This is a genomic window from Nonomuraea sp. NPDC004580 (assembly GCF_040609855.1).
GTDB lineage: Bacteria > Actinomycetota > Actinomycetes > Streptosporangiales > Streptosporangiaceae > Nonomuraea > Nonomuraea salmonea.
Genome location: NZ_JBEXLH010000042.1, coordinates 39,409 through 59,200 on the forward strand (window position 1 = coordinate 39,409; position 19,792 = coordinate 59,200).

Below are 19,792 nucleotides of genomic sequence, written 5' to 3' on the forward strand. Positions count from 1 at the left end.
TTGCTCCTTGCCGTTCTAGGCCCTGGTGAGCCACGTGACCTGGGCGCCGTTGTCGAAGGACTCGCGCCGCGTGGGCGTGAACAGGGTGGGGCGGAAGTGGCCGGAGAACATGGGAATGCCCGCCCCCGCCACCACCGGATAGCTCTTGAGGATGATCTCGTCGATCTCCGGGAGCAGGGAGCCGGCGAGCTTGCCGCCGCCGCACAGATAGATGTCCATGCCGGTGTCCTCGGCCTTCAGCCGCCGGACGAGCTCGATGGGGTCGCCCGTCTCAACCCGCACCGTCGGGTCGTCGATCGTCAAGGTGCTGGAGACGACGTACTGGCGCAGGTGGGAGTACGGGCTGGTGGTGGGAACGTCCAGAGCCGGCTCGTACGTGCCGCGGCCCATCACCAGGGTGTCGAAGACCTGGTTGGGCACGTTCTCGAGGCCGACCAGCTTGCGGACGTGGGTGGGGAGGGTCTCGGGGTAGCGGCTGTTGATCCAGGCGGCCATCTGGTCCGACAACGGGTAGAAGTCGACCTCGGCCTTGGGGCCGGCGATGTAGCCGTCGAGGGAGACGCCGATGTAGTAGACGAGCTTACGCATGCGCTTTCAACTCCTGCTATAGTACTATGACTGAAGTACTTTGAAAGTAGCACTACGGATGGAGTGGTGTCAAGTGCGGAAAAACCCGGAGCGGCGGCAGGCTCTGATTGACGCGGCCATCGAGGTGCTGGCCAGGGAAGGAGCCCGCGGGCTGACCTTCCGGGCCGTCGACACGGAGGCGGCCGTCCCCCCAGGCACGGCGTCCAACTACTTCGCCAACCGCGATGATCTGTTCACCCAGGTCGGCGGGCGCATCTATGAGCGGTTGCTGCCGGACGAGGCCACCGTGACCCGTAGCCGCGAGGGCGTGCAGGACGAAGCCCGCTATGCCGAGCTCATGCACGAGCTGGTGGATCGCATCTCCGCGTTCAACTCCGGCTATCTGGCTCTGCTGGAGCTACGGCTGGAGTCCACTCGGCGTCCTGAGCTGCGCGCCGTGCTGACCAAGCGCATCCGCGAGGACATCGACGCCAACATCGGCTACCACGCCGCTTCCGGCCTGCCCGGCGACTCCACCTCGGTGGTGCTGCTCTACCTCACCCTCAACTGGCTGATCGTGGAACGGCTGACACTGCCGGACATCTTCACCGAGCAGGAGGTCCACGATCTGGTGGACGCCGCCGTACGTAGATCGCTCCGTGACGGGATCACGGGAGGATGAGCACCTGGCCGAACGGCCGCCGCGCTGGTCACCCACCTGCGCAAGGCCGGAGGCCCATAGCGGTGTGCCGTCGGGCGTGGCCAGGACCTGGATGTTCATGCCGTGTTTCTTATGCTTGCCCGAATAGTAGGGGCGGTCGGCGGCTACGCGGTCCATGGGGATGAGGGTGCCGTCCAGCACCAGGAAGGGATGGCCGGCGCGCTTGGCGGCGCGTAACACCTGATCCACGCGGGGCGAGCGGACCGACAGCAAGGTGATGGCCTCGCGGATGTAACGCCAGGCGGTGGCCACACCGACGCCGGAACCGGCGGCGACCTCGGTGAACGTCTCGCTTTTGCGTAGGTGGATGAGGTGCCTGCTGGCCGGGGTTGAGGCGCCGCCATGGCGAGTCGATCGCCTTGCGGTGCCGGCGCAGGACGCCGGACAGGTAGGACAGGGTCTGAGATGACAACGACAGCGCGGCGCGGTAGAACAGCTACTCGGAGCCTCTGGTATGACGGTTGATCTTGGTCGACAACCCTTCTACCAGGGGCTCTCCTACTTGTCGATCAGTATCCCCCGCACGCCATGCCCGCAACCTGCGGCTTCAGGTTGGAAACCTCACTGCATGGGCTGTCTACCCAGTTCAGCGTACCTGAACGAGTAAGGAAACCTCCGCTCTCCTAAGCGGGTGCCGCAGGTTCGAATCCTGCCGGGGGCACTCACCTCGATCGCCATATATAGCCCCTGACCTGCGGCTTCACAGCCGCAGGTCTTTTGTTTCGCCACCCTCGATAGGCAGCGGACGGTGCCCGTACGCAGCCGTACGACTATGATCAGGGGACATGCAGGGGATGATCTTGGAGACATTTCCCCAGGTCAACCCCTGATTCCGGGTCATCCACGCAGCGCCAACCCGCTACGACCGTCTCCGCGCGCGGGCGACGCAGCCGTCGATCGTGCCAAATACGTGCGTACAACCCGGAACGGCAACCGGTCATCGCCATTGAGGGCGTCGTCACTCTCCTGGACTACGCCCTGGCCGCGGACCATCGCGATCGGGCAGCCACCATGCCAGATCCTTCCCGTGGAGAGCCGGGGCTCAGCCAACCGGGCGATGCCGCCGGCAGGGCGGGCTCGTGCACCACTCCCGTGGACGCAACCCCTGACACGCGGCACTAAATCGTGGAGTATGGCCATCACCGGAAGGCACCCTTCCATCGAAGGGCGCCTTCCGAGGGGCCGCTGTTTGTTGGGGGAGCGCGTCCAGGAACGATGGAGCGATCCGTTCGTCGTGGAGGCCCTGTCAGCGGTCCGCTCGATGGAGGACTGGGCCGAGGCCACCCGGCGCATCGACTACCACTTCGGCACCGACGAGGTCCGTCGCCGCATCGACGGCCGCCCGGCTCACACCCTGGGCGACGGGACGAGTGGTCAGAGGCACATCGCGTCGATGACCGGCCCTGCCGGCTTGTCAGCAGCTCTGATACGCGTTCAGGGCGCGGTGCGGCCAATGCGCTGCAGGCACCGCTTCATGATGACGACGACGGCTTTTTGATCGTCGGTGAGATGTCCCATGTAGGCGCGGCCCGCGACCGCGTCCGCGGATTCGGTGAGATCGTCTCCCAGCGCGTCCAGCAGCACCTTCACGGCCGCACGGCGCGGTGTCCAGTCCGGGCCAGGTTCTCGTGAGACCTCGTCGCGCAGTAACGCGACCTGGCGGCGGACCTCCCGCCGCCAGGTGGCGTCGTCGTCGCCGCGCAGGAACTCCAGCGCCTCGTCCACTGCGGGGTGCGACAGCTGCGAACCCTGGACCACCGCCTCCGTCATCAGATAGCGGATGGGAGCCGCGTTGCCGGGCGACAGACCATCAAGGATGGCCCGTACGTCGGGTCGGTTCAGTACGCGGTGGTCGCGTAACTGATCGGGAACAATGTCTTCGGGGAGCGGAATCTCGACGAGCAGACGCGTGAGACCGCCACCCAGCAACCACTCCTCCGTGAGGCGAGCACCGGTGATGTGCTCCGCCTCCAGGAGCGTGGCGGCTTGGAGCCCGATGACATCATCGGTGCCGACCGCGTCGATGGCCGCGTCGGCGTCACCCGGAAGGCGGCCGGAGCGGGACGGGGAGGACGTCAGCCGGACGGCCGGCAACCACCCGGCGGCGGCATAATTGAGTCGGTCGTACCGGCCTCCGTCGAGCAGCACGTTCACCACCCGCCCCCGGACCGACAACGCCTTCAGCACCTCGGGCCGTGCGCCCTCGCACCCGTTCGGTTCGACGACCAGCATCCAGTCACCGATCGTCCCGGCCACCAGAATGGGCAGAAGGCCGGGAATGTCCGCGTTGTACTGCTCGAGCTGGGCATCCTCGAAGCTCAGAGACTCGGCCGCGGCGAGGTCGGCACCGAAGGCTCGCGCCACGTCCTCCAGCCCCGATGCCTCGCACCAGGTCAGACAGGTGGGATCGGAGAACCACGCGGAGACGAGTCCCTCGTAATGGGTGAAGTCGTCTTCCCTCATGCCGCGGTCTCCATTGTGAGGAACCGGCGGGCGTCCTGGAACGCCCGCCGGCTCAGCGCTTACTGGGCGGGTGGCTGGTGGTGCATCTCGGCTCTCGCGTGAGGCTCTGCTGGTTTGACTATGCCCGTCGTCAGTTCGGTGTGCGCCACCTCCTGGAGATTGGCGCTGGATGCCGTGACGAGGGCCATGGAGCTTTCGGGCAGGCAATGGCGGTCGGCGACCCGCCATTCGTCGTGGGCTTTGACCAGGCCGGCGCCGGCCAGGCGGAGCATCTCCGCACACCACAACGCTTCCCCCGATCAACAGGCTGGAGCATCACATGTGTGTCCTGGGCAGGGTCTCGAGGTTCTTTCGGATGCTTGGCGATTACTCTGTTCTACGAGGGGCTTTAGTGAGGCTGGAATCAAAGCCTTGCGACGGCCAGAACTGTATAAGCCACTCCTCAGCTCCTCGTGGAGGAGCATCTTCATCTGGCCAGCTCCAGCCGCTTCCTGGACGACGACTTGCCTTGATTGCCCAATCGCTGGCATTTTTGCGCAGATCCATGAGGACACTCGGGGGCCCGCTGCCGAACAGCTCGCTCAAGTAGACGAGACCCGAACTGGAGTAGAAGGATGCGGTCTTACTTCTCTCCCAGGAGCCGGAGATGTCGGGAGGGGGGCCATCCCATAATTCCAGGGTGACCGAGGTTTCGTGCCACGGAGCACTGCTCAGGAATACTGCCCAGTTCAAGGTCGCCTCGAACCAGGAGCCATGGTTGAGACGTGCTGAGATCTCCTCCAGGCGAGGCCAACCAGGTGGCTCGTCCAGTGTACCCTCCTGATCTCTCAGCAGAAATTGGCTTCTCTCCACCGTGATGACCTCGTGGAGGCGATCAACAAGTTGTGACATTCATTCTCCATACGTCCAATAATGATGCAGTGTGCTGCCTCCGCGGAGGCAGCACACTGCATTTAGATGGGCATCACGTTTTTGTGTTGAGTCGGACTAGGGATTGATTCGCGTGCCCGCCCTGTTGTAGAGGCGGAGGAAGAAGGCGTCTCCATCCAGCATGCGATCGTATGCATAGTAATACAGGATGCCGCCTTGACGGTTGTCGCCCCATGCACCGTTCTCTGCGGCTGGGATGGGTTTCACCGAGTAGTTGACGCCTCGTGGCCGGTAGTTACCCGCGTCGTTCGGAAGATTTTCCTGCCACCATACCCACGAGCCTTCGTAGGTAGAAGCGAACGGGAATTCGTCGCATTCGTTTCCAGCGGTAACCCATGGCGCTTGCCCCGTGCCGCTCCACGTGGGGAAGTATGACCAGCGGCATGCCGATTGCGACCTGCCGCGGTTACGGGCATTGCAGTTACCGTCTCGGACGCGTTCGTCTTCATATTGGTAGAGCCGGTGAATGACTTTATCCTTTGTGAAGCCCGGAATTACTTTTGGAGTGTCCTTCCGGATTTCCGGAACATTCGTGGGCCAGGCGTTCGCATGGTCCGTTGGCTTGGGATGAGTGGCATTGGGGTTGGAGTAGGCCAAGGAGATGTGCGAGTATGCGTTCGGGTAAATGCTCTCCTTCAGAGCGATCGAGGGTGTCTCGTGATCGAAGATGCATCCTTCCGCATATCCAACATAGTGGGCGGAATCGCATCGGATGCTTTGCTTCGGCGGAGCCATTCCTTCTTGATAGTCGTTGAAACCGATGAGATGGAGGGTGGTCCTCGTAGTACAGGTTCCGATCAGTTCGCGGTTGTTGGACCCTGCCGATCCTGCGTCGACATAGGACTCGAACTTGAAGTGCACCGTTCGGTCGTCCCAGTAATCTTCGTTTCCGATGTACGACGTTTTCAGGCCGTCTCTGGTGACCGGAAGGCAGGCATTTCCGTTGGGGTAGCCGGTCCCCATCATACCGATGGAGAACGTCTTCCCCTTGAAGTAGTCACCTTTGAAGGGGTTATGAATCGCTTCGTCCACCCAGAGATCGAATTCTATGGTCCGACTTCCCTGATAGGTGCGCCCGATCAAAATTTGCGGGAACCAGACCTCATCGGTGGTTGCCGGACGACCCTGTGCGTCCTTTACGACGCGTAAGGCCACGCCACCGAGAGTGATGCTGTAATAGCACGCGGCCAGCCCCAGCCCTCGGTCGCGTCGGTGGAGGACTGCGCAGCACTACTCGCATACAGGCACCCGCATGTGAACAGCGGGAACGCCTTGCGGTCCTCCTTCCACAAATGTGGCTCTGACCAGGCGCAACACCCATGATGAGCTGATCCTCAGCAGGCCCACGCCGAAGAGCTCAACACATGTCAAGGAGCACCTACATATTGTCCCATTAGTAGAGAAACTGGACTCGCTGTTGCTGGAGCTCTCCTAAAGCGGGTGCCGCAGGTTCGAATCCTGCCGGGGGCACTCACCTAGATCGCCATATATGGCCCCTGACCTGCGGTTTCACAGCCGCAGATCTTTTGCTTCACCACCCTCGATAGGCAGCGGACAGTGCCCGTACGCAGCCGTACGACCATGATCAGGGGACATTCAGGGGATGATCTTGAAGACGTTTCCCCAGGTCAACTACCGATTCCGGAGCACTTATGCAGCGACAACCCGCTACGACCGCCTCCATCCGTGGGTGACGCAGCCGTCGATCGTGCCAAATACGTGCGTACAACCCGGAACGGCAACCGGCCATCGTCATCGAGGGCGTCGTCGCTCCCCTGGGCGACGAACTGGCCGCAGACCACCGCATCGGCCAGCCACCATGCCCAATTCTTCCCACTGCAGGGCCGGGCTCAGCCAACCGAGCGATGCCGCGGACAGGGCCGGCTCGTACACCACTCCCGTGGACGCAACCGTCGCGGCCTGGCCACCCGGCGCTCGTCTGCCCTGTCGGGAAGACGGCGAGGAGATTGAGTGCCGTCCTTCGCCAGGTGGCGTGATCCACCCACGCGGTACGGAAGACCTGCACGGCTGTGGAGAACATGACGGCGGCCACGAGCGTGTCGCACAGGGTCTGCTCACGCGCCCTGCGGTCGGCGACGCGTTCTTTGTGCCACTGAAGGAAACTGGTGCCAAGGAAGTTGATGACCGTGGCAGCGAGCGTTCCTCCGACGCTGAGATAGGCGACGTTCAGCGGATCTGCCACTATCTCCTTCAGTGCCCGTCGAGGCACGTGTAAGTGCGCCCGTTCGAGGCCGTCCCAACAGCGCCGGGGGTGCCGCAGAAACCGCCCAGGTGGACGTTGCTAATATGGACCGGTTCGGGCTCGGGCTCGGGCTGGGGTTGCGGTCGGCGGGTGGCCTTCCGTTTGGGGCGGCGCTTGCCCTGGTCGGGGTCGGTGTCGTCGATGTCGTTGTGAGCTTGGACGCCGTCGCCGTCAGCGTCGTCGTCGTAGCGGTCTTCGATGCCATCGCCGTCGAGGTCGGGGCTTGGTGTGGCGCCTGGTGTCCAGGGTTTTGGGGTCCATGGCGTGTAGGACGGGATAGAGGGCGGCGTGAAGGAGGCAGGGTCGGTGTTGTCACCTCCGCCGAACAGCGCGCTGCAGCCGCCTGCGATGAGGAGGGCGACGACGATGAGGCAGCCACAGCCTTTAGCGTTGCTGTTCTTGGAGGCGGGCATGGGGGGCTTCTTTCCGTAGACGTGGCGAACACGAGCGGTAGGTAGGACGCTGCGTAGAGCTACTTAGTTGGCCCGGTGCTCATGTTGGTGTCATGGGCCCTCCACCATGCCGCCCTTATCGGGCGACGCCGCACGGGCACGAGCGTGGGCACGCCTCGGGCGCTCCGCGCATGTGATCCTTCGCCGTCCCGCGGTTTGACGTGCTGGGCCCGAACCCATCCGGCTACGTCTGCTGGATCGCTGGCACGGGAGCGTCATTTGCCGGGCCCCTATTAGGCCAAAGGTCAGCAGGAGCAGCAGGTTGCACGTCAAGTCGCGAACAAGCCACACAATCCGCCCGGCCGTTCCACCGCGTTATGCATACGCCGATCACGCAGTCCCGCAAGCATAGGACCAGCCTCACGCACCACCTCCGTACCACCCCGAATGACTACGAGCAGGAGGACGATCGTGATACCTGAGCCCGAACAGACTGGCTCCGTCGAGCTCACCACTTGGCGAGTGGTCCCCGGCAAGTCCAATCCCGACGAGAACGAGTACGGTGCCTGGGGCATCGTCGGCGGCGGCAGCGACGAGCACAGCTTTTACATGGAAGTCCTAGGCGCTGAGGAACCCAGGAAGACCGCGCAATTCGTTGTGGATGCGGTGACTGGCCACGCCGGTCAGCTTCGCTTGGAAAGCTCGCTGGTGTCAGTGCAGCAGGAACGGGCACGCCAACGGGCTACAAACGGCATACTCGACCCGTCCAACCCGAATCTGATCGAGGAGGCCAAGCTCGCCGCCCTGATCGACGAAGTGGGGGGAGTCGGCAGGGTATTCAACCAAGACCGGTTCGCCACGGGGCGCGACGAACTCGACAAACGCCTATACGCACAGTTGGCGCAGGTCGCAGCCACTGCGGTGGCGTGGATGGAATGCATCCACGCTCGCAGCAACGCCGACTCCGAACCAACGTCGAGGCAAGAGCGAGCAGGCTGATCACGCCTGTCCGAGGTTGGCCAGCCGGTCAAGCACTGTGGCGAAGTGGTGCGACATGCCACAGATCTGCCAGGACTCCATCTTCCACGGCAACTCCGGCTGGCCAAGGGCGAATCTTTCGATCTGCTGGTCCCCCCAGGAATACGAGGCGGCAAAGGGTGGCCACTGGTCGGCGATCACGGCCCTGCATAGATCTTGGAAGCCACGGAGAGCACCTGGCCCTTCAAGCTTCTTGCATCTGTAAACAACCCACTGATCGCGAACGGTGTAGCGAAGGTTGGGGTGCGGATTGAAGCCCTGGCCAGCACGCGGGCTCGAGACGCCATAGTCACCGTAGAAGACGTCCAAGGGACCCTCGTAGGCGGCGGCAGCACTGCTCCACAGGCAGGCGTCATGTCGAGGAATCGCCGTCGGGGTGTCGAAGGGGACGTCGCCGAGATCCTTGGGGAACGCGCCGGCGGCCAAGGTCAATGACCTGAACGGCCACTTCCCGGCCCAGGTAAGGGCTTGGCGGGCGCGTTCGATGCCCTTCCGGAGCCGACTGTCGGAATCCACCGACCACACGTCGACGAGGAGGTCGAAGTCTGAGAGACCCAGACCCATGAGCTGGCGTACCCGTCGAGCCAACTGGCCATCATCGGCCGCGGTTCGATGTTCCCCCCACTGCACCCGAAGACAGACACCCTTCTGGTGCTGCTTGGCGGCCCGGCCAGCGTCAACCAGCTCGCAGTCACGGTCTGTCGGCCTGATCACTGGGATGACGCTGTATCCGTGCCTGTGCATGATGTTGGAAACGCCGGATATAGCCCCGCATACATGAGGCCAGCGCCTACTCAGTAGGCGCGTGCAATCGACAGCAAAAACTCGCTGGCGTGGGAGATGATCCTTGACGCGCTTTTCGAAAATAGTGGCGGCTTCTATCACTGCCTGGCGCCCATCTTCTGGACTCTGGTCGGGGGGCATTACCTCGATCAGCGCCCGAACGGACGCGAGATTTTCTTTCTGGATCTTTCCTAGAGCCTGAATTTCGCTCGCGCGACCCTTCAGTATCGGCATGTACACCGTCATGACCTGGTTCTCCGTGCGGTTGGCGAACCTCATGACCGGTGGAGCGGCCGTCCCTCGCCTACCGACAGTCCGCCACCTGTCCCGTGCCTCGACAGTGAACCGGTACTGCAAGGGCGTCAATATCCATACAGTTAGATATTACGAGAATGCCTCACTGGCGTGAATCGCGGGCATCGGCGAGCGAGGGGATATGCATTGCAATTGCAGCGGCGTTTGTTGCCTCGTGTGCCCAGATGCGAGCACCGTCCTGCGGCCCGCTTCTCCCCCTGTACGAGGCGATCGGAGTCGGCCTTCAGCTAAGTCCGGTAAGTACCGGTCCATGTCTGCAGAACCACAGCCCAGGCAGTACGCCAGCGGTCTGTGGTGTCCCACCGAACGGGTGTATCGACGATCTAACGGCAGGGCCGGCAGCACACTGGCCAACGAAGCGGCATCCGAAAATTCCTACACGTAACGGGACGTGAGATCGCCGGCGCGGACAGGAATTGGCAGGGCCCTCGCCGTGGGTTGGATCGAGATAGCCCACAACGCCCACCCACCCGGCGAGGTCGTGGTCAGGATGCGCCGATTCTTGACCGTGCGGGAATCCCGGGATTGAGGAACCGGCGGACAGCCGTTGGCGCTGAGAAAAATCTTGAGTGCAAGGAGCTGAGGCTGCTCCTGATTGCGAAGCTCCCGGCCTTTCAGCAGACGGGGCAACATCCGGGTGGTGCCGGCGTCGAGACGGCGGGCTCTTCGGCTCCAGCTCGCGCTCTCGCCGAAGCGGCTGGCGGGCCTGCTCCTCAGTGAACCAGGCCCCCTGACCGACGCCCAGCGGGAACGCCTCGATGCCGCCATCGCCGACTGCGGTGAGATGACCATGCTGAGTGGCCTCGTCCGGGACTTCGCCGCCCTCCTCGACCCGAAGGACGGCAACGATGGCTGCTGACCGCCTGGATAGAGCTCGCACGACAGGTCGACCTGCCGCACGTGCACGCCTTCACCCGGGGGCTGGCCAATGATCGCGCCGCGGGAAACGCCGCGCTCAGCCTGCCATTCCACAACGGCGGTACCGAAGGCGTCAACACCAAGACCAAGCTCCTCAAACGGCAGATGTGCGGCCGCTCCGGGTTCGCTCACCTTCGCCACCGCATCCTGCTCGGCTAGCCACGTTTCGTCGCCACCGAAAGTGGGCCAGAGCCCGGTTACTGGACAGACCCCTCCTTGAAGGCGGTGCGCGGTGACCGACAGCAGCCCGCCTGCGAACAGCACCCGCAGTTGGGGCTCCTCAAGGATGACCTCAGGTCAAGTGTCCGGAGAACGGGGGGAAGCTCAGGGCGATTCACCCCGCGGTCCATGGCGCAGCCTGGCCGACGCCGAACTGACCGTCGCCGAATGGGTCGCCCAGTACAGCACCACCCGCCTGCACTCAGCCATCGGACACCTCCCGCCCGACGAGCTCCGGGCCCGCGTCCCAAGGATGTGGGCCCGGTCTCATCCACCAGAGCGACCCCAATCAGGCGCCGTCGGCCCCATACTCACGGAATAGGCACGCGCAGAAGAGGCGAACCGTTGTAGTGAGCCTCCCAAGCGGTGGCGCCGACAAGATCAAGTGGTTGCTTGATCATGGCAGCGGCCTCGCCGTTCACCCAGGATTCGAGTCGTTCTCGCACTGTCTGAACGGGGAGGCGCCCCACCAACTGGGAGACCACTGTCGTGCCTACCACCATGCCATACAAGCATTTGAAGGGCATGGCCTCTCCTCGCGCTCGGGCGGCGGCCTCCAGTGCCCGGTTGAGACCGCCGCATATACCCTCGCTGGCCGCCTGTAGCTGCATGGGCACCTGGGGTGCGCCTGGCAACTGGTCCCGCAGCAAATGCCTCTCCTCGTCGTCGGCAAGGACATACGAGGCGTTCATCGGGAGGTGGTCCGAGATCGCTTGGACGATTTCAGACATCAGTCGGTCGGTGTCGGCATCCTCAAATATCTCTAGGTCGATATTTCCGCCGGTGTCACCTTCGCCTCCCCCCGTCACCTCACCCTGCTCGCCGAGGATACCCTCGATCAGATCTTCGATATCGGCTTTGCTAGCACTCGCATCGCCCAGCCAGCTGATAAATACTTCCACGGCTCTACTCTATCTGCCCTCTGAACATCTTCTCAAGGAAGAACGCGTCCAGCTTCGTGAGTGACCTCTTGCGGCGATCCGGGCGGTCCCAGCTCATACCCTCGATCTTGTTCCTGAGATGCGCGCCCTCTTCTCGATAAGCTTCGATGTAGAATTGCTCGCCGCCGGACATGGCATCCCTGGAGGCATATACGTCGATAATCTCCGGCGCCTTGTCACCTAACTCTGGGTGGTAATGGTCATGCCCGGACTTCTGCTTTTTGAAGCGTGCGTTGAGCACTTGCTGGGGCGTTCCCTTGCCGCTGGCCTTGCCTACGTAAACGATCTGGTCCTTACTGTTGCGGATCACGTAGGTGATGTAGCTCCTTCCGCCGGCCGCGCTCGGCACGTCTACCCTGAACCCCTTTCCAGGAGTTATGCGGAATCTACTGAACATGCTGGCCTTACCACCAACCTTGCCCCTATCGCTACCCATGAGCTCATCAAGATCGTGGCGCGCCCAGATCCCATTGAAGAAGAAGTCGGTGGCCTTCTTTCCGCAAGATGTGAAGCCTATTTCCTCGCAGATGGACATGGCCAGGAAGAATTCCTGTTGTGTCCTGAGGCGATCATCCTTCAATGCATCGGAGTATTTCTTGAAGTGGTCTGGGGCGCGGGCGCGCCAACGTTCTATGAATTTGGACCTTACCGCTTCGTTCGGGAGCGCTCCGATGATGATCTCGATAGCAGACACATAACTGCCGCTACCGCCTCCCGCGTCAACATCGAGACCGTCCGGGTCGGATAGGCCGACGGGGTTGTCGGCCGCATAGCCGTAGGGGCTCGTCAGTTCCGGATTTTCGGTGTCGAACTTGGGGTCGGGAGACAAGAACTTCGCTGTAGAAGGGTCGTAGTAGCGCGCGGATAGATAGCTCAGCCCGGTGGCGGAGTCCTCCGTCTTGCCTAAGAAGCCACGGTCGGTGAAGGGCAGATCATCTCCGCCACGGCGCTGGCCGTAGGGCAGATAGCGTTCCCGGGCGGCCTGGCCGGTGGTGCCGTCAATGGCCAACTGCATTGAGCCGTGCAAGCCTGAGGCCGCCCAGTGGAACCCATCGGTGGTGCGGATGGCGATGACTGCGCCGTCGGCTGAGACGTAGTAGCGCGTCGCCTTTGTAACGCCGGAGGTGCGCACCTCCATTCCATCCAGATAAAGAGTGGCGCCGCCTTGTTCACGCCGTATCAGCCGCTCGCCGTCGGCGTCATAGACCATGGAGGTGTCAGAGCCGTCAACAGTGGCCTTTTCCAACTGCCCCGTCGGGCTCCAGGTAAATGTTGTCTGCTTGCCATTGACGGTGCGGCTGATTAGTTGGCCAGCGTTGTCATACGAATACGTGTCAGTTCTGGATGGCCGCGTGATGGAGGTGACCGCGTTAGGACGTATCGCCGAAGATCCGGGCGCCGGGTACTGGTAGGTAGCAGTTTCCGTTCCATCGTCCAGGGACGTGATGTTGCCCACAGCGTCGTACGCATAGGCATGGCGGTAGGGGTCGATGCCTTGTCCATCAGAGCCTGCGGCACAGTCAGCCCTTGTGGTGGTGAAGGCCGACGTGAGCCGGCTCAGACCGTCGTAGCCGAAGCACTCCGATTGCCCTGGGCTGCTTCCGGCCGCCGACGTGGCGTCAAGGACGCGCGTGATTTCACCGGCCTTGTTATAGCTGAAAATGTCATCCTGGGCAGTAATGGGGCTCGATGTGTTCGCTTTCGTGAAAGTGGTCAGCTTGCTCAGCCAGCCGGTCTCGGGATCCCAAGCGAAGGTCCGTTTCACCTCACCGTCGGATCCATATGAGCGTTCGGCGATTCGGCCGGTGGAGCTGTAAGAGGTGTTCTTGACATAGACTGTGCCGCCGTTCAGGTCCGATGAAAGTCCCGTGGGCAGCCCCAGGTCCGAGTAGCCATAGGTGAGCGTCTCCTCCTGAAGCCCCCCTACCGCCGGCAAAGTGCGCGTGAGCGGGTTTCCAGCTTTGTCATAGGTGGCAGCGAAGGCATATTCCCCCGCGATCCCTGTCTCAACGGCGGGAATGGTTACCTTGGTGCCGGTAGGGCGATAAGAACTGTCGTATCCGGTGACAGCCTTGACATAGGCTTGGCCGCCGACGTAGCGGGTGCTGGAGGAGAGCTGGCCCTCCTCGAGTGTGTCGTACACCCATTCGGCCAGTTTGACGCCTGTGTTGACTTCTCCAGCCCACTGAGTCCTTCTACGGCCCAGGTCGTCGTAGGTGTAGGAGGTCTTCTGGTTGTTCCCGTCCACATTCCACAGGATCCGTCCGGCGGCATCGTACCCGGTGGAGGTGCTACCGCTGTCTGGGGCGGTTGTTGCGGTTCGACGATCGAGCCAGTCATAGGAGAAAGTGCGAATGTTACCGTTGGCGTCAGTGAGCCGGGTCAGTTTTCCAGCCAGGTTGTACGTGTACGTCGTGTCGTGGTGCGTTGAGGCGTCGCTCCACTCTTCCTTCTTGACCGTACGTCCTGCGATGTCGAGGACGGTCGCCACTTTTCCGCCCACCGATGGCTGTACCTCGGCGCGATCCATCCCTGGATAACTGGTTCGGGTCCGCCGGAACTCGACCGCGAGGTTCATGTCGATGTTGGCGATCGGGCGCTTGAGCGCGTCGTAGAGCGTCTTCGTCCACTGCGGCAGGCTTTCGAATACCGGGTTGAGCAACCCGCTGCCGGGGGAGGCTCCGTTGTAGACCGGCAGCGCCTTGACGTAGGCCAGGCCCCGAGGGTCATAGGCCGTGACCGCTACCGTGCGGCCCCCTGTGGGTGACGGTGTCTGCACCTCACGGACCCGGCCGAATCCGTCGTCGTACGTGTGCGACTCGGTGTACTTCGCCGAATTTCCGGCACCGGATTGCAACTGCCGCATGACGGTCTTGATGGGACCGTTCGGCTGGCTACCGGTACCTGCGACGGGGATCACGTAGGCAACAGTGGCGGTGGGTGTCCCACCGCTTCTCGGCTCTCCCGTGGCCCACAACCTGACCGACCGGCCGAGACTGTCGTAGTCGATCTCGGTCAATCTTCTGTTGGCGTCGAGGACCGAAGTCACCATGCCGGTGCGGTGCCCGTACTTCGTCGTTGTCTTTTGCCCCAGGGGGTTCGTCGTCGTGACCCCGTTGAGCGGCCACCCGACAGGCGGGTCATAGGACGTGGTGGTGATCTTGTTCAGTGCGTCTGTGGTCGATAGTGTGCGCCCGTACTCGTCGAAAGTTGCCTTGGAAACGGAGGTACCCGTGGCGCTGAAGTGAAGACGGGTCTCTGTGACGTTCCCGTCGCTGGGCGCGTTGGCCGCTGGGTTCGATCCGCCGTCGTAGAGAAAGACTGACTTGCCGTAGAGAGCGCCGGTCGCACAGTCGTCACCTGCTCGACGCTCGACTGTCGACGGGAGTTTCGTGAAGTACTGGCCTCCCTCGACGTTGCGGGCATACGTCGTCGCAGTACAGGAGTTGTCTGTCGAGACACTGTCCTGACCCCGGTCGTTTACCTTCACCGGCAAACCGTCGGCGTTGTATTCGATCCTCTTGTCCGTGTACCGCCAACCACCGCCCGTGACCTGCTCGCGCGACCGTTCACGAGTTTGCAAAACGAAGGCTGGATCGAGCACGCCAGGACCGCTGCCGGTAGACCTGACCTCGTACTCGTAGCGGACGGACTCGAGCTCGGAGTAAGAAGGCGGGTTTGTACTCGTCAGCTTCCAGGTCTGTGTCTGCAACAGCTGACCTTGCAAGGCGCGGGCGTCAGTCATGGTGACGCCTTCGAAGGTGGTGATGGCGGCGCCGTCGATGCCCCGATAGAAGGTCTCGGAGGTGACGCTGTAATCGTTCGGATCGGCACCGGAGCCGCGGGTGGTGCGCACCGCCTGGTAGCCGCGCCAGTCGCTGCTGCCGGGTGCCAGGTCGGGCTGGGCGTAGGCCACGGGGTTGGTCCAGCGCGGGGCGCCGAGGTAGTCGTAGCTGGTGACCATGTCGGGAGAGCCTGCGACCAGGTCGCGTTCGACGACCTTCATGGCGAGTTGCTTGTAGAAGCGGGCCCAGCTTTCGTAGCCGATTTCCGGGTCGGCGTCGTAGTCGACGCGGTAGCAGTCGCCGGTGGCGTCGGATAAGTAGTTGGTGCCGTCGCGGCCCTTGCCGCCGCCGCACGGGTCGGCCTGGCCGTAGGTGACCTCGATCCGGCCGCCCATCCCGTTGCCGATCCCGGCCACGCGGGGAACCATGCGCCAGGACAGGAAATCGGCCCAGTCTGACCAGTTGTCGTAGTCCATCCGCCCGGCCACCATGGCCGCGTCGAAGGCAACCGGCGGCAGCATGACAGGGCTATCGCCGGCCAAGCCGGTCTGCTGCACGCTGTCCAACCACAGCACTGGGTCGTAGGCGGGGCCGAAGTCGGTGCGGGTGTAGATCCACCGGTAGCGGAAGTCGGTGCGGGTGTCCGGCTCCCAGGCCCCGGAGGTGGGGTTCTTGGATTCGGTGAGGACCGAGTCGAGTTTGCGGGTGGAGTAGAACGCGATCGCGTCGTTGGTCGTGCAGGTGGTGGTGCAGGTCAGGTCGGTCGGCACGTCCAGACCGCCGCGGTCGGAGGTGGTGAACGTCATCCGCGAGGTCGGCGTGCTGCCGGTCACCTGGGTGTTGTGGCCGTAGCTGACCTGCTTGAGGAAGCCGCCCCGATCGTAGGGCAACACCCGATAAGTCTCGTAGTCGCAGCCGGGCATGCAGAAGTAGTTGGTCTCGCGCTGGTAGGTGTAGTCGATGACGTTCTCGTTGGCGTCGATCGACTGGTCCAAGTTCCACCGCCACACCCCGGCGCAGGTTGGCGGGATCATGTCGTTGAAGTACCGGTCCGCGCATGGCTCGGCACGCTGGTTGCCGATGTACTGCAACTGCCACTGGGCGTCCTTGGTGTAGCCGAAGCGGTGTACCTGCCCGTCGTTGGAGGTAACTTTCCAGTACTCCAAGCCGTCGGCGCCGCCGGTCAGTTGCTCAACCTTCCAGCCCAGGTCGGGTACCGTCTTCCACAGCCCGCTGGTGCGGTCCTTGACGATCGAGGCTGAGCGGCCGGCCAGGTTCAGCACCAGCTCCGACTGGGTGTAGTCCTTGCTGGCGGCCGGGATGCTGCTGTCGGCCTCGTCCGGCGACTCCCAGCACACCGCTGAGCTGAACGGTCCGTCCTCGTTGGCATACCAGATCAGATCGGCCGTGTTGGGGTCGAACTCGTTCCACGCCGTACAACGGCGGTACTTACGCTCGATGAACCCACTCGACAGGTTCCAGCCGATCCCGGTCACGCCGGACTGGTTGTTGGTCCAGTTGCCCTGACCGTCCACCGACGAGGCGTCGTACTGCAGCGACAGGTTCGGCCCGGTGCCCACCGGTGATGGCGCCTCCGGCAGCGGGTAGTCATAAGAGAAACCGCCACCCGACGTGCCCGCTTGCCAGGTGCCCGACGGTTTGAGGTCGGTGGCGCCGAAGTTCCCGTCCGGGCCGGTCATGCCGGCCGCAAGCATGTACATCGACCCCGACGTGAACGCCTGCGCCGCGTTCGGCGTGGCGTCCTTGCCCGTCTGGCTCTTGGGCAGCGTCAGCGGGGCCGCCTTACCGGCGGCGGGGTCGACATCGACGTCGGCGGTCAGCGTGCCGGTCCTGACGTCGTTGTGCGCCTTGACCTGCTGCGGGCGGACCACGCAGTCGCGCGGCCGCGGGGTCGTCAGCGCACAGGCCGGCACTCGCAGAAGCTGCAGACGGGTCGCGAAGTTACCGCCATAGGCGTCGCGAAAGCTCGCGTACGAGAACTCCGCCCGTACCTTGCCAGCCTTATCGGCCGTCAGACGGGCCGCGACGCCCACTCCGCCGAGCTTGCGTACGGTATCGGCGGGCAGCGTCTCCACCTTCACCGTGCCGGCATCGGTGCCTTTTATCTCGGACAGCCGGACCGGCAGTTGGCCCGCCCTGATCGCCTTCTCGCCAGGATCCACCTCGCGACTCCCGGGCTCGGCCAGACCGGCTCCTTACGCTCGGCCTTCGGCTGGGACTCCTCCGCCCCCTTAGCCACCTTGGCCTTCGTCACCGGCCGGCCGTCCACCGACGTCTCAGGATCTGGACCTGATACCGACGCCGCCGCCGGAACAACGAGGTTGTCAGGAATCCCCAAGCCGGAGATCACCACTGCCATCGCGGTCGCGATGACCAGCACCATCGTCCGTAACCGACGCCGGATTCGCATGTCGTCACCTCTTCAGGGCACGCTGACGCGGGCCTCGGGAAGAGGTCGCGTCACGTCATAAGGAGTTGATAAAGACGATCAGTTCGGATCCTGATAGACGATCACGGCGCGGTCAATGTCCAGATATTCGCCTTGAGCGTTACGGAATGCCACTTGTGCAATTCACAGCGATGGATACCGCATGTCAGTCGATCTGTAGAAACGGTCCCTACTAGGCCAAGGGGCGCGTGTGACATCGATCACATTGACGCATCCAGTCAGCCGTAGTACCTGGGGGAATCCAGCAGCGTAGGACGGGGCCGTCTACACCGAAATCACGCCGTCCGCGACGCGGCATCAAGTCATCCAACCAGGTCATGAGAACCGCACATGAAGAGCGGGAGCGCCTTGTTTTTTCTACGACCAATATTGCGCCGACCTGCTTGAACACCCACCGTGCCGCGACCCGCAGGAGACTCACTCCAAACATCCCGATGAACGTCGAGCGCGCCCACATATCCCCACATCTGTAGACAATCTCGACCCGCAGTTGCTGGAGCTCTCCTAAAGCGGGTGCCGCAGGGTTCCATCCTGCCAGGGGCGTCATCGCTCCGACCGCGCCCTGACAAGTAGGTGAGCCGGCTGTTGCCGGCTCACCGCCTAGATCTTCAGGACATTCCTATCGGTAAGCTGACCGGTCCCGCATGCCTGGCCGGAAGCACCCTGCCGGCGGCACGCTCACCCCGGCGGCGTCTGGCCGTTCTTCGCTACTGGCACGCCCAGTTGTGCGGCGCCGGTGAGGGTCGCGCGCTCCACCGGCAGTGAACCCAGCACCGGGTTCAGGTGGCGCAGGCTCAGCGTTACGGGCGCGATCGCTGGAGCGACCGTGTCGAACTTCTCCAGGTCCACCCAGCGCACCACGTCCAGCACTTCCGACGGAATGCTGTCTCCGCGCTTCAGCATCGGTACGCACAGCTGACGGGCGTCGGTCACCCGCACCGTCGCCGGGGGGATCTGATCGGTCAGGACCGGGTTCAGCTGTCTGAGGTTGAGTGCCCGGTTCATCGGGGCGTTCGGGGTGATTCCGTAGCAGAGCAGGTCAATGTGCTGGACCAGCCGCAGCACCTCCCCGGGCGGCGTGACGCCGTTCTTCGCCACCGGGACGCACAACTGCTGCGCTCTGCTCAGCGCGACCTCCGTACGGGGCAGGTCCTGCAGCACCGGGTTGAGATGGCTGAGCACCAGCCCTTTGCCGGTCGCCGGGGTGACGACCCGGTAGCAGGCCAGGTCGACGAATCTGATGAAGTCCAGCGCCCCGGGTGGCGGAATGACGTTGTTCTTGGCGACCGGCACGCACAGCTGTTCACGCGCGCCCAGGGTGACCTGCTCGATCGGCAGGCCGTCGAGGACCGGGTTGAGGTGCCGCAGCGTCAGTCCGATGGCCGGCGGCTGGTACGGGTCGGTCTTGAAGCACTCGAGGTCGAGGTACGACACGAATTCCTTCGGCGTGGGCGGCGTCAGCGCGGCGGCCGACGGTACGGTGACAAATGCCAGAGTGACAATTGCCAGAGCCACGGATAACGCGCGCCGGATCGTCGGCCGGACGCGCCGGAGCCCGCTGACTGGTCGGTTCACCGTTCCTCCATCGGTCGTGGTTCCTCCTGGTCACCCCCTACTTTCTGCGCAGCATGCAGCTTTGACAAGATAAATGACAGCTTTTCGCTATTTCTCGATCGACACTGGGCTATAAGTGTCGCCCATAACCGCTTCGAGAACCATCAGGGCTTTTTTCACGCATTCCCGCGAACGATTCCGGACGTAATCTATTAGGGCCGTTCCGTCGCCCATCTCTTCCGCTGGGCTCGATCGAGGGCGGCGCGTGCCTGCACAGCGCCCTCGTCGGTCAGCAGGTGGCAGTGGCGGGCGCGGCGGCCTTCGGCCAGGTGTTCTGCGGGAGGTTCCGCATGACGCTCGATCCGACGGTGTTCACGTTCCAGCCGGGCCAGGATCGGATGGACCGTGCCGGCAGGGTGGCCGGTCTTTTCGC

Annotated in this window: 14 protein-coding genes and 1 pseudogene; 5 read left to right on the forward strand and 10 right to left on the reverse strand. The window is 63.3% G+C overall.

Annotated elements, in window-relative coordinates:
• Positions 1-15 precede the first annotated feature (15 nt).
• Positions 16-588 carry a dihydrofolate reductase family protein gene (locus ABZW11_RS32330; protein WP_355425369.1) on the reverse strand — a complete coding sequence of 191 codons (573 nt, stop codon included), beginning with the start codon at positions 586-588 and terminating at the stop codon, positions 16-18.
• A gap of 73 nt (positions 589-661) precedes the next feature.
• Between ABZW11_RS32330 and ABZW11_RS32335 the strand changes: the two genes are divergently transcribed.
• Positions 662-1,249 (forward strand): TetR family transcriptional regulator, encoded by a 588-nt coding sequence (locus tag ABZW11_RS32335; RefSeq protein ID WP_355425371.1) that lies wholly within the window; start codon positions 662-664, stop codon positions 1,247-1,249.
• A 48-nt stretch (positions 1,250-1,297) separates the two neighbouring features.
• Here the strand turns inward: ABZW11_RS32335 and ABZW11_RS32340 are convergent.
• From ABZW11_RS32340 to ABZW11_RS32360, 5 genes and pseudogenes are all read right to left on the reverse strand, one after another.
• Positions 1,298-1,724 (reverse strand): annotated as a pseudogene (locus tag ABZW11_RS32340) (transposase family protein); the annotation flags it as partial.
• A 998-nt stretch (positions 1,725-2,722) separates the two neighbouring features.
• Positions 2,723-3,751, reverse strand: coding sequence for a DUF6461 domain-containing protein (locus ABZW11_RS32345; protein WP_355425374.1), 1,029 nt, complete (start codon positions 3,749-3,751; stop codon positions 2,723-2,725).
• A 59-nt stretch (positions 3,752-3,810) separates the two neighbouring features.
• Entirely contained in the window at positions 3,811-4,023 is a 213-nt protein-coding gene (locus ABZW11_RS32350) for a hypothetical protein (RefSeq protein WP_355425455.1), read from the reverse strand.
• Positions 4,024-4,738: 715 nt separating this feature from the next.
• Entirely contained in the window at positions 4,739-5,836 is a 1,098-nt protein-coding gene (locus ABZW11_RS32355) for a NucA/NucB deoxyribonuclease domain-containing protein (RefSeq protein ID WP_355425377.1), read from the reverse strand.
• A gap of 1,056 nt (positions 5,837-6,892) precedes the next feature.
• Positions 6,893-7,357 carry a hypothetical protein gene (locus tag ABZW11_RS32360; RefSeq protein WP_355425380.1) on the reverse strand — a complete coding sequence of 155 codons (465 nt, stop codon included), beginning with the start codon at positions 7,355-7,357 and terminating at the stop codon, positions 6,893-6,895.
• Between the two features lie 501 nt (positions 7,358-7,858).
• Here ABZW11_RS32360 and ABZW11_RS32365 point away from each other — a divergent pair.
• Entirely contained in the window at positions 7,859-8,335 is a 477-nt protein-coding gene (locus ABZW11_RS32365) for a hypothetical protein (RefSeq protein WP_355425384.1), read from the forward strand.
• Here ABZW11_RS32365 and ABZW11_RS32370 read toward each other — a convergent pair whose 3' ends face one another.
• Positions 8,336-9,403, reverse strand: coding sequence for a beta family protein (locus ABZW11_RS32370; protein WP_355425387.1), 1,068 nt, complete (start codon positions 9,401-9,403; stop codon positions 8,336-8,338).
• 709 nt (positions 9,404-10,112) lie between these two features.
• Between ABZW11_RS32370 and ABZW11_RS32375 the strand changes: the two genes are divergently transcribed.
• From ABZW11_RS32375 to ABZW11_RS32385, 3 genes are all read left to right on the forward strand, one after another.
• Complete coding sequence (locus ABZW11_RS32375; protein WP_355425390.1) at positions 10,113-10,331, forward strand: hypothetical protein; 219 nt, start codon at positions 10,113-10,115, stop codon at positions 10,329-10,331.
• A 41-nt stretch (positions 10,332-10,372) separates the two neighbouring features.
• Positions 10,373-10,549 (forward strand): hypothetical protein, encoded by a 177-nt coding sequence (locus ABZW11_RS32380; protein ID WP_355425393.1) that lies wholly within the window; start codon positions 10,373-10,375, stop codon positions 10,547-10,549.
• Positions 10,550-10,676: 127 nt separating this feature from the next.
• On the forward strand, positions 10,677-10,931 hold the full coding sequence (locus tag ABZW11_RS32385; protein ID WP_355425446.1) for an integrase core domain-containing protein: 255 nt from the start codon (positions 10,677-10,679) through the stop codon (positions 10,929-10,931).
• On the opposite strand, the gene ABZW11_RS32390 is transcribed toward ABZW11_RS32385, so the two are convergent.
• From ABZW11_RS32390 to ABZW11_RS32400, 3 genes are all read right to left on the reverse strand, one after another.
• Entirely contained in the window at positions 10,921-11,511 is a 591-nt protein-coding gene (locus ABZW11_RS32390) for a hypothetical protein (protein WP_347624688.1), read from the reverse strand. The two genes, ABZW11_RS32385 and ABZW11_RS32390, sit on opposite strands and share 11 nt — an antisense overlap.
• Positions 11,512-11,515: 4 nt before the next feature.
• Positions 11,516-17,518, reverse strand: a complete 6,003-nt coding sequence (locus tag ABZW11_RS32395; protein WP_355425397.1) for an RHS repeat-associated core domain-containing protein — start codon at positions 17,516-17,518, stop codon at positions 11,516-11,518.
• Between the two features lie 965 nt (positions 17,519-18,483).
• The gene (locus ABZW11_RS32400; protein WP_355425400.1) at positions 18,484-19,380 is read right to left on the reverse strand and encodes a hypothetical protein; all 897 of its coding nucleotides are present in this window, start codon (positions 19,378-19,380) and stop codon (positions 18,484-18,486) included.
• Positions 19,381-19,792 lie beyond the last annotated feature (412 nt).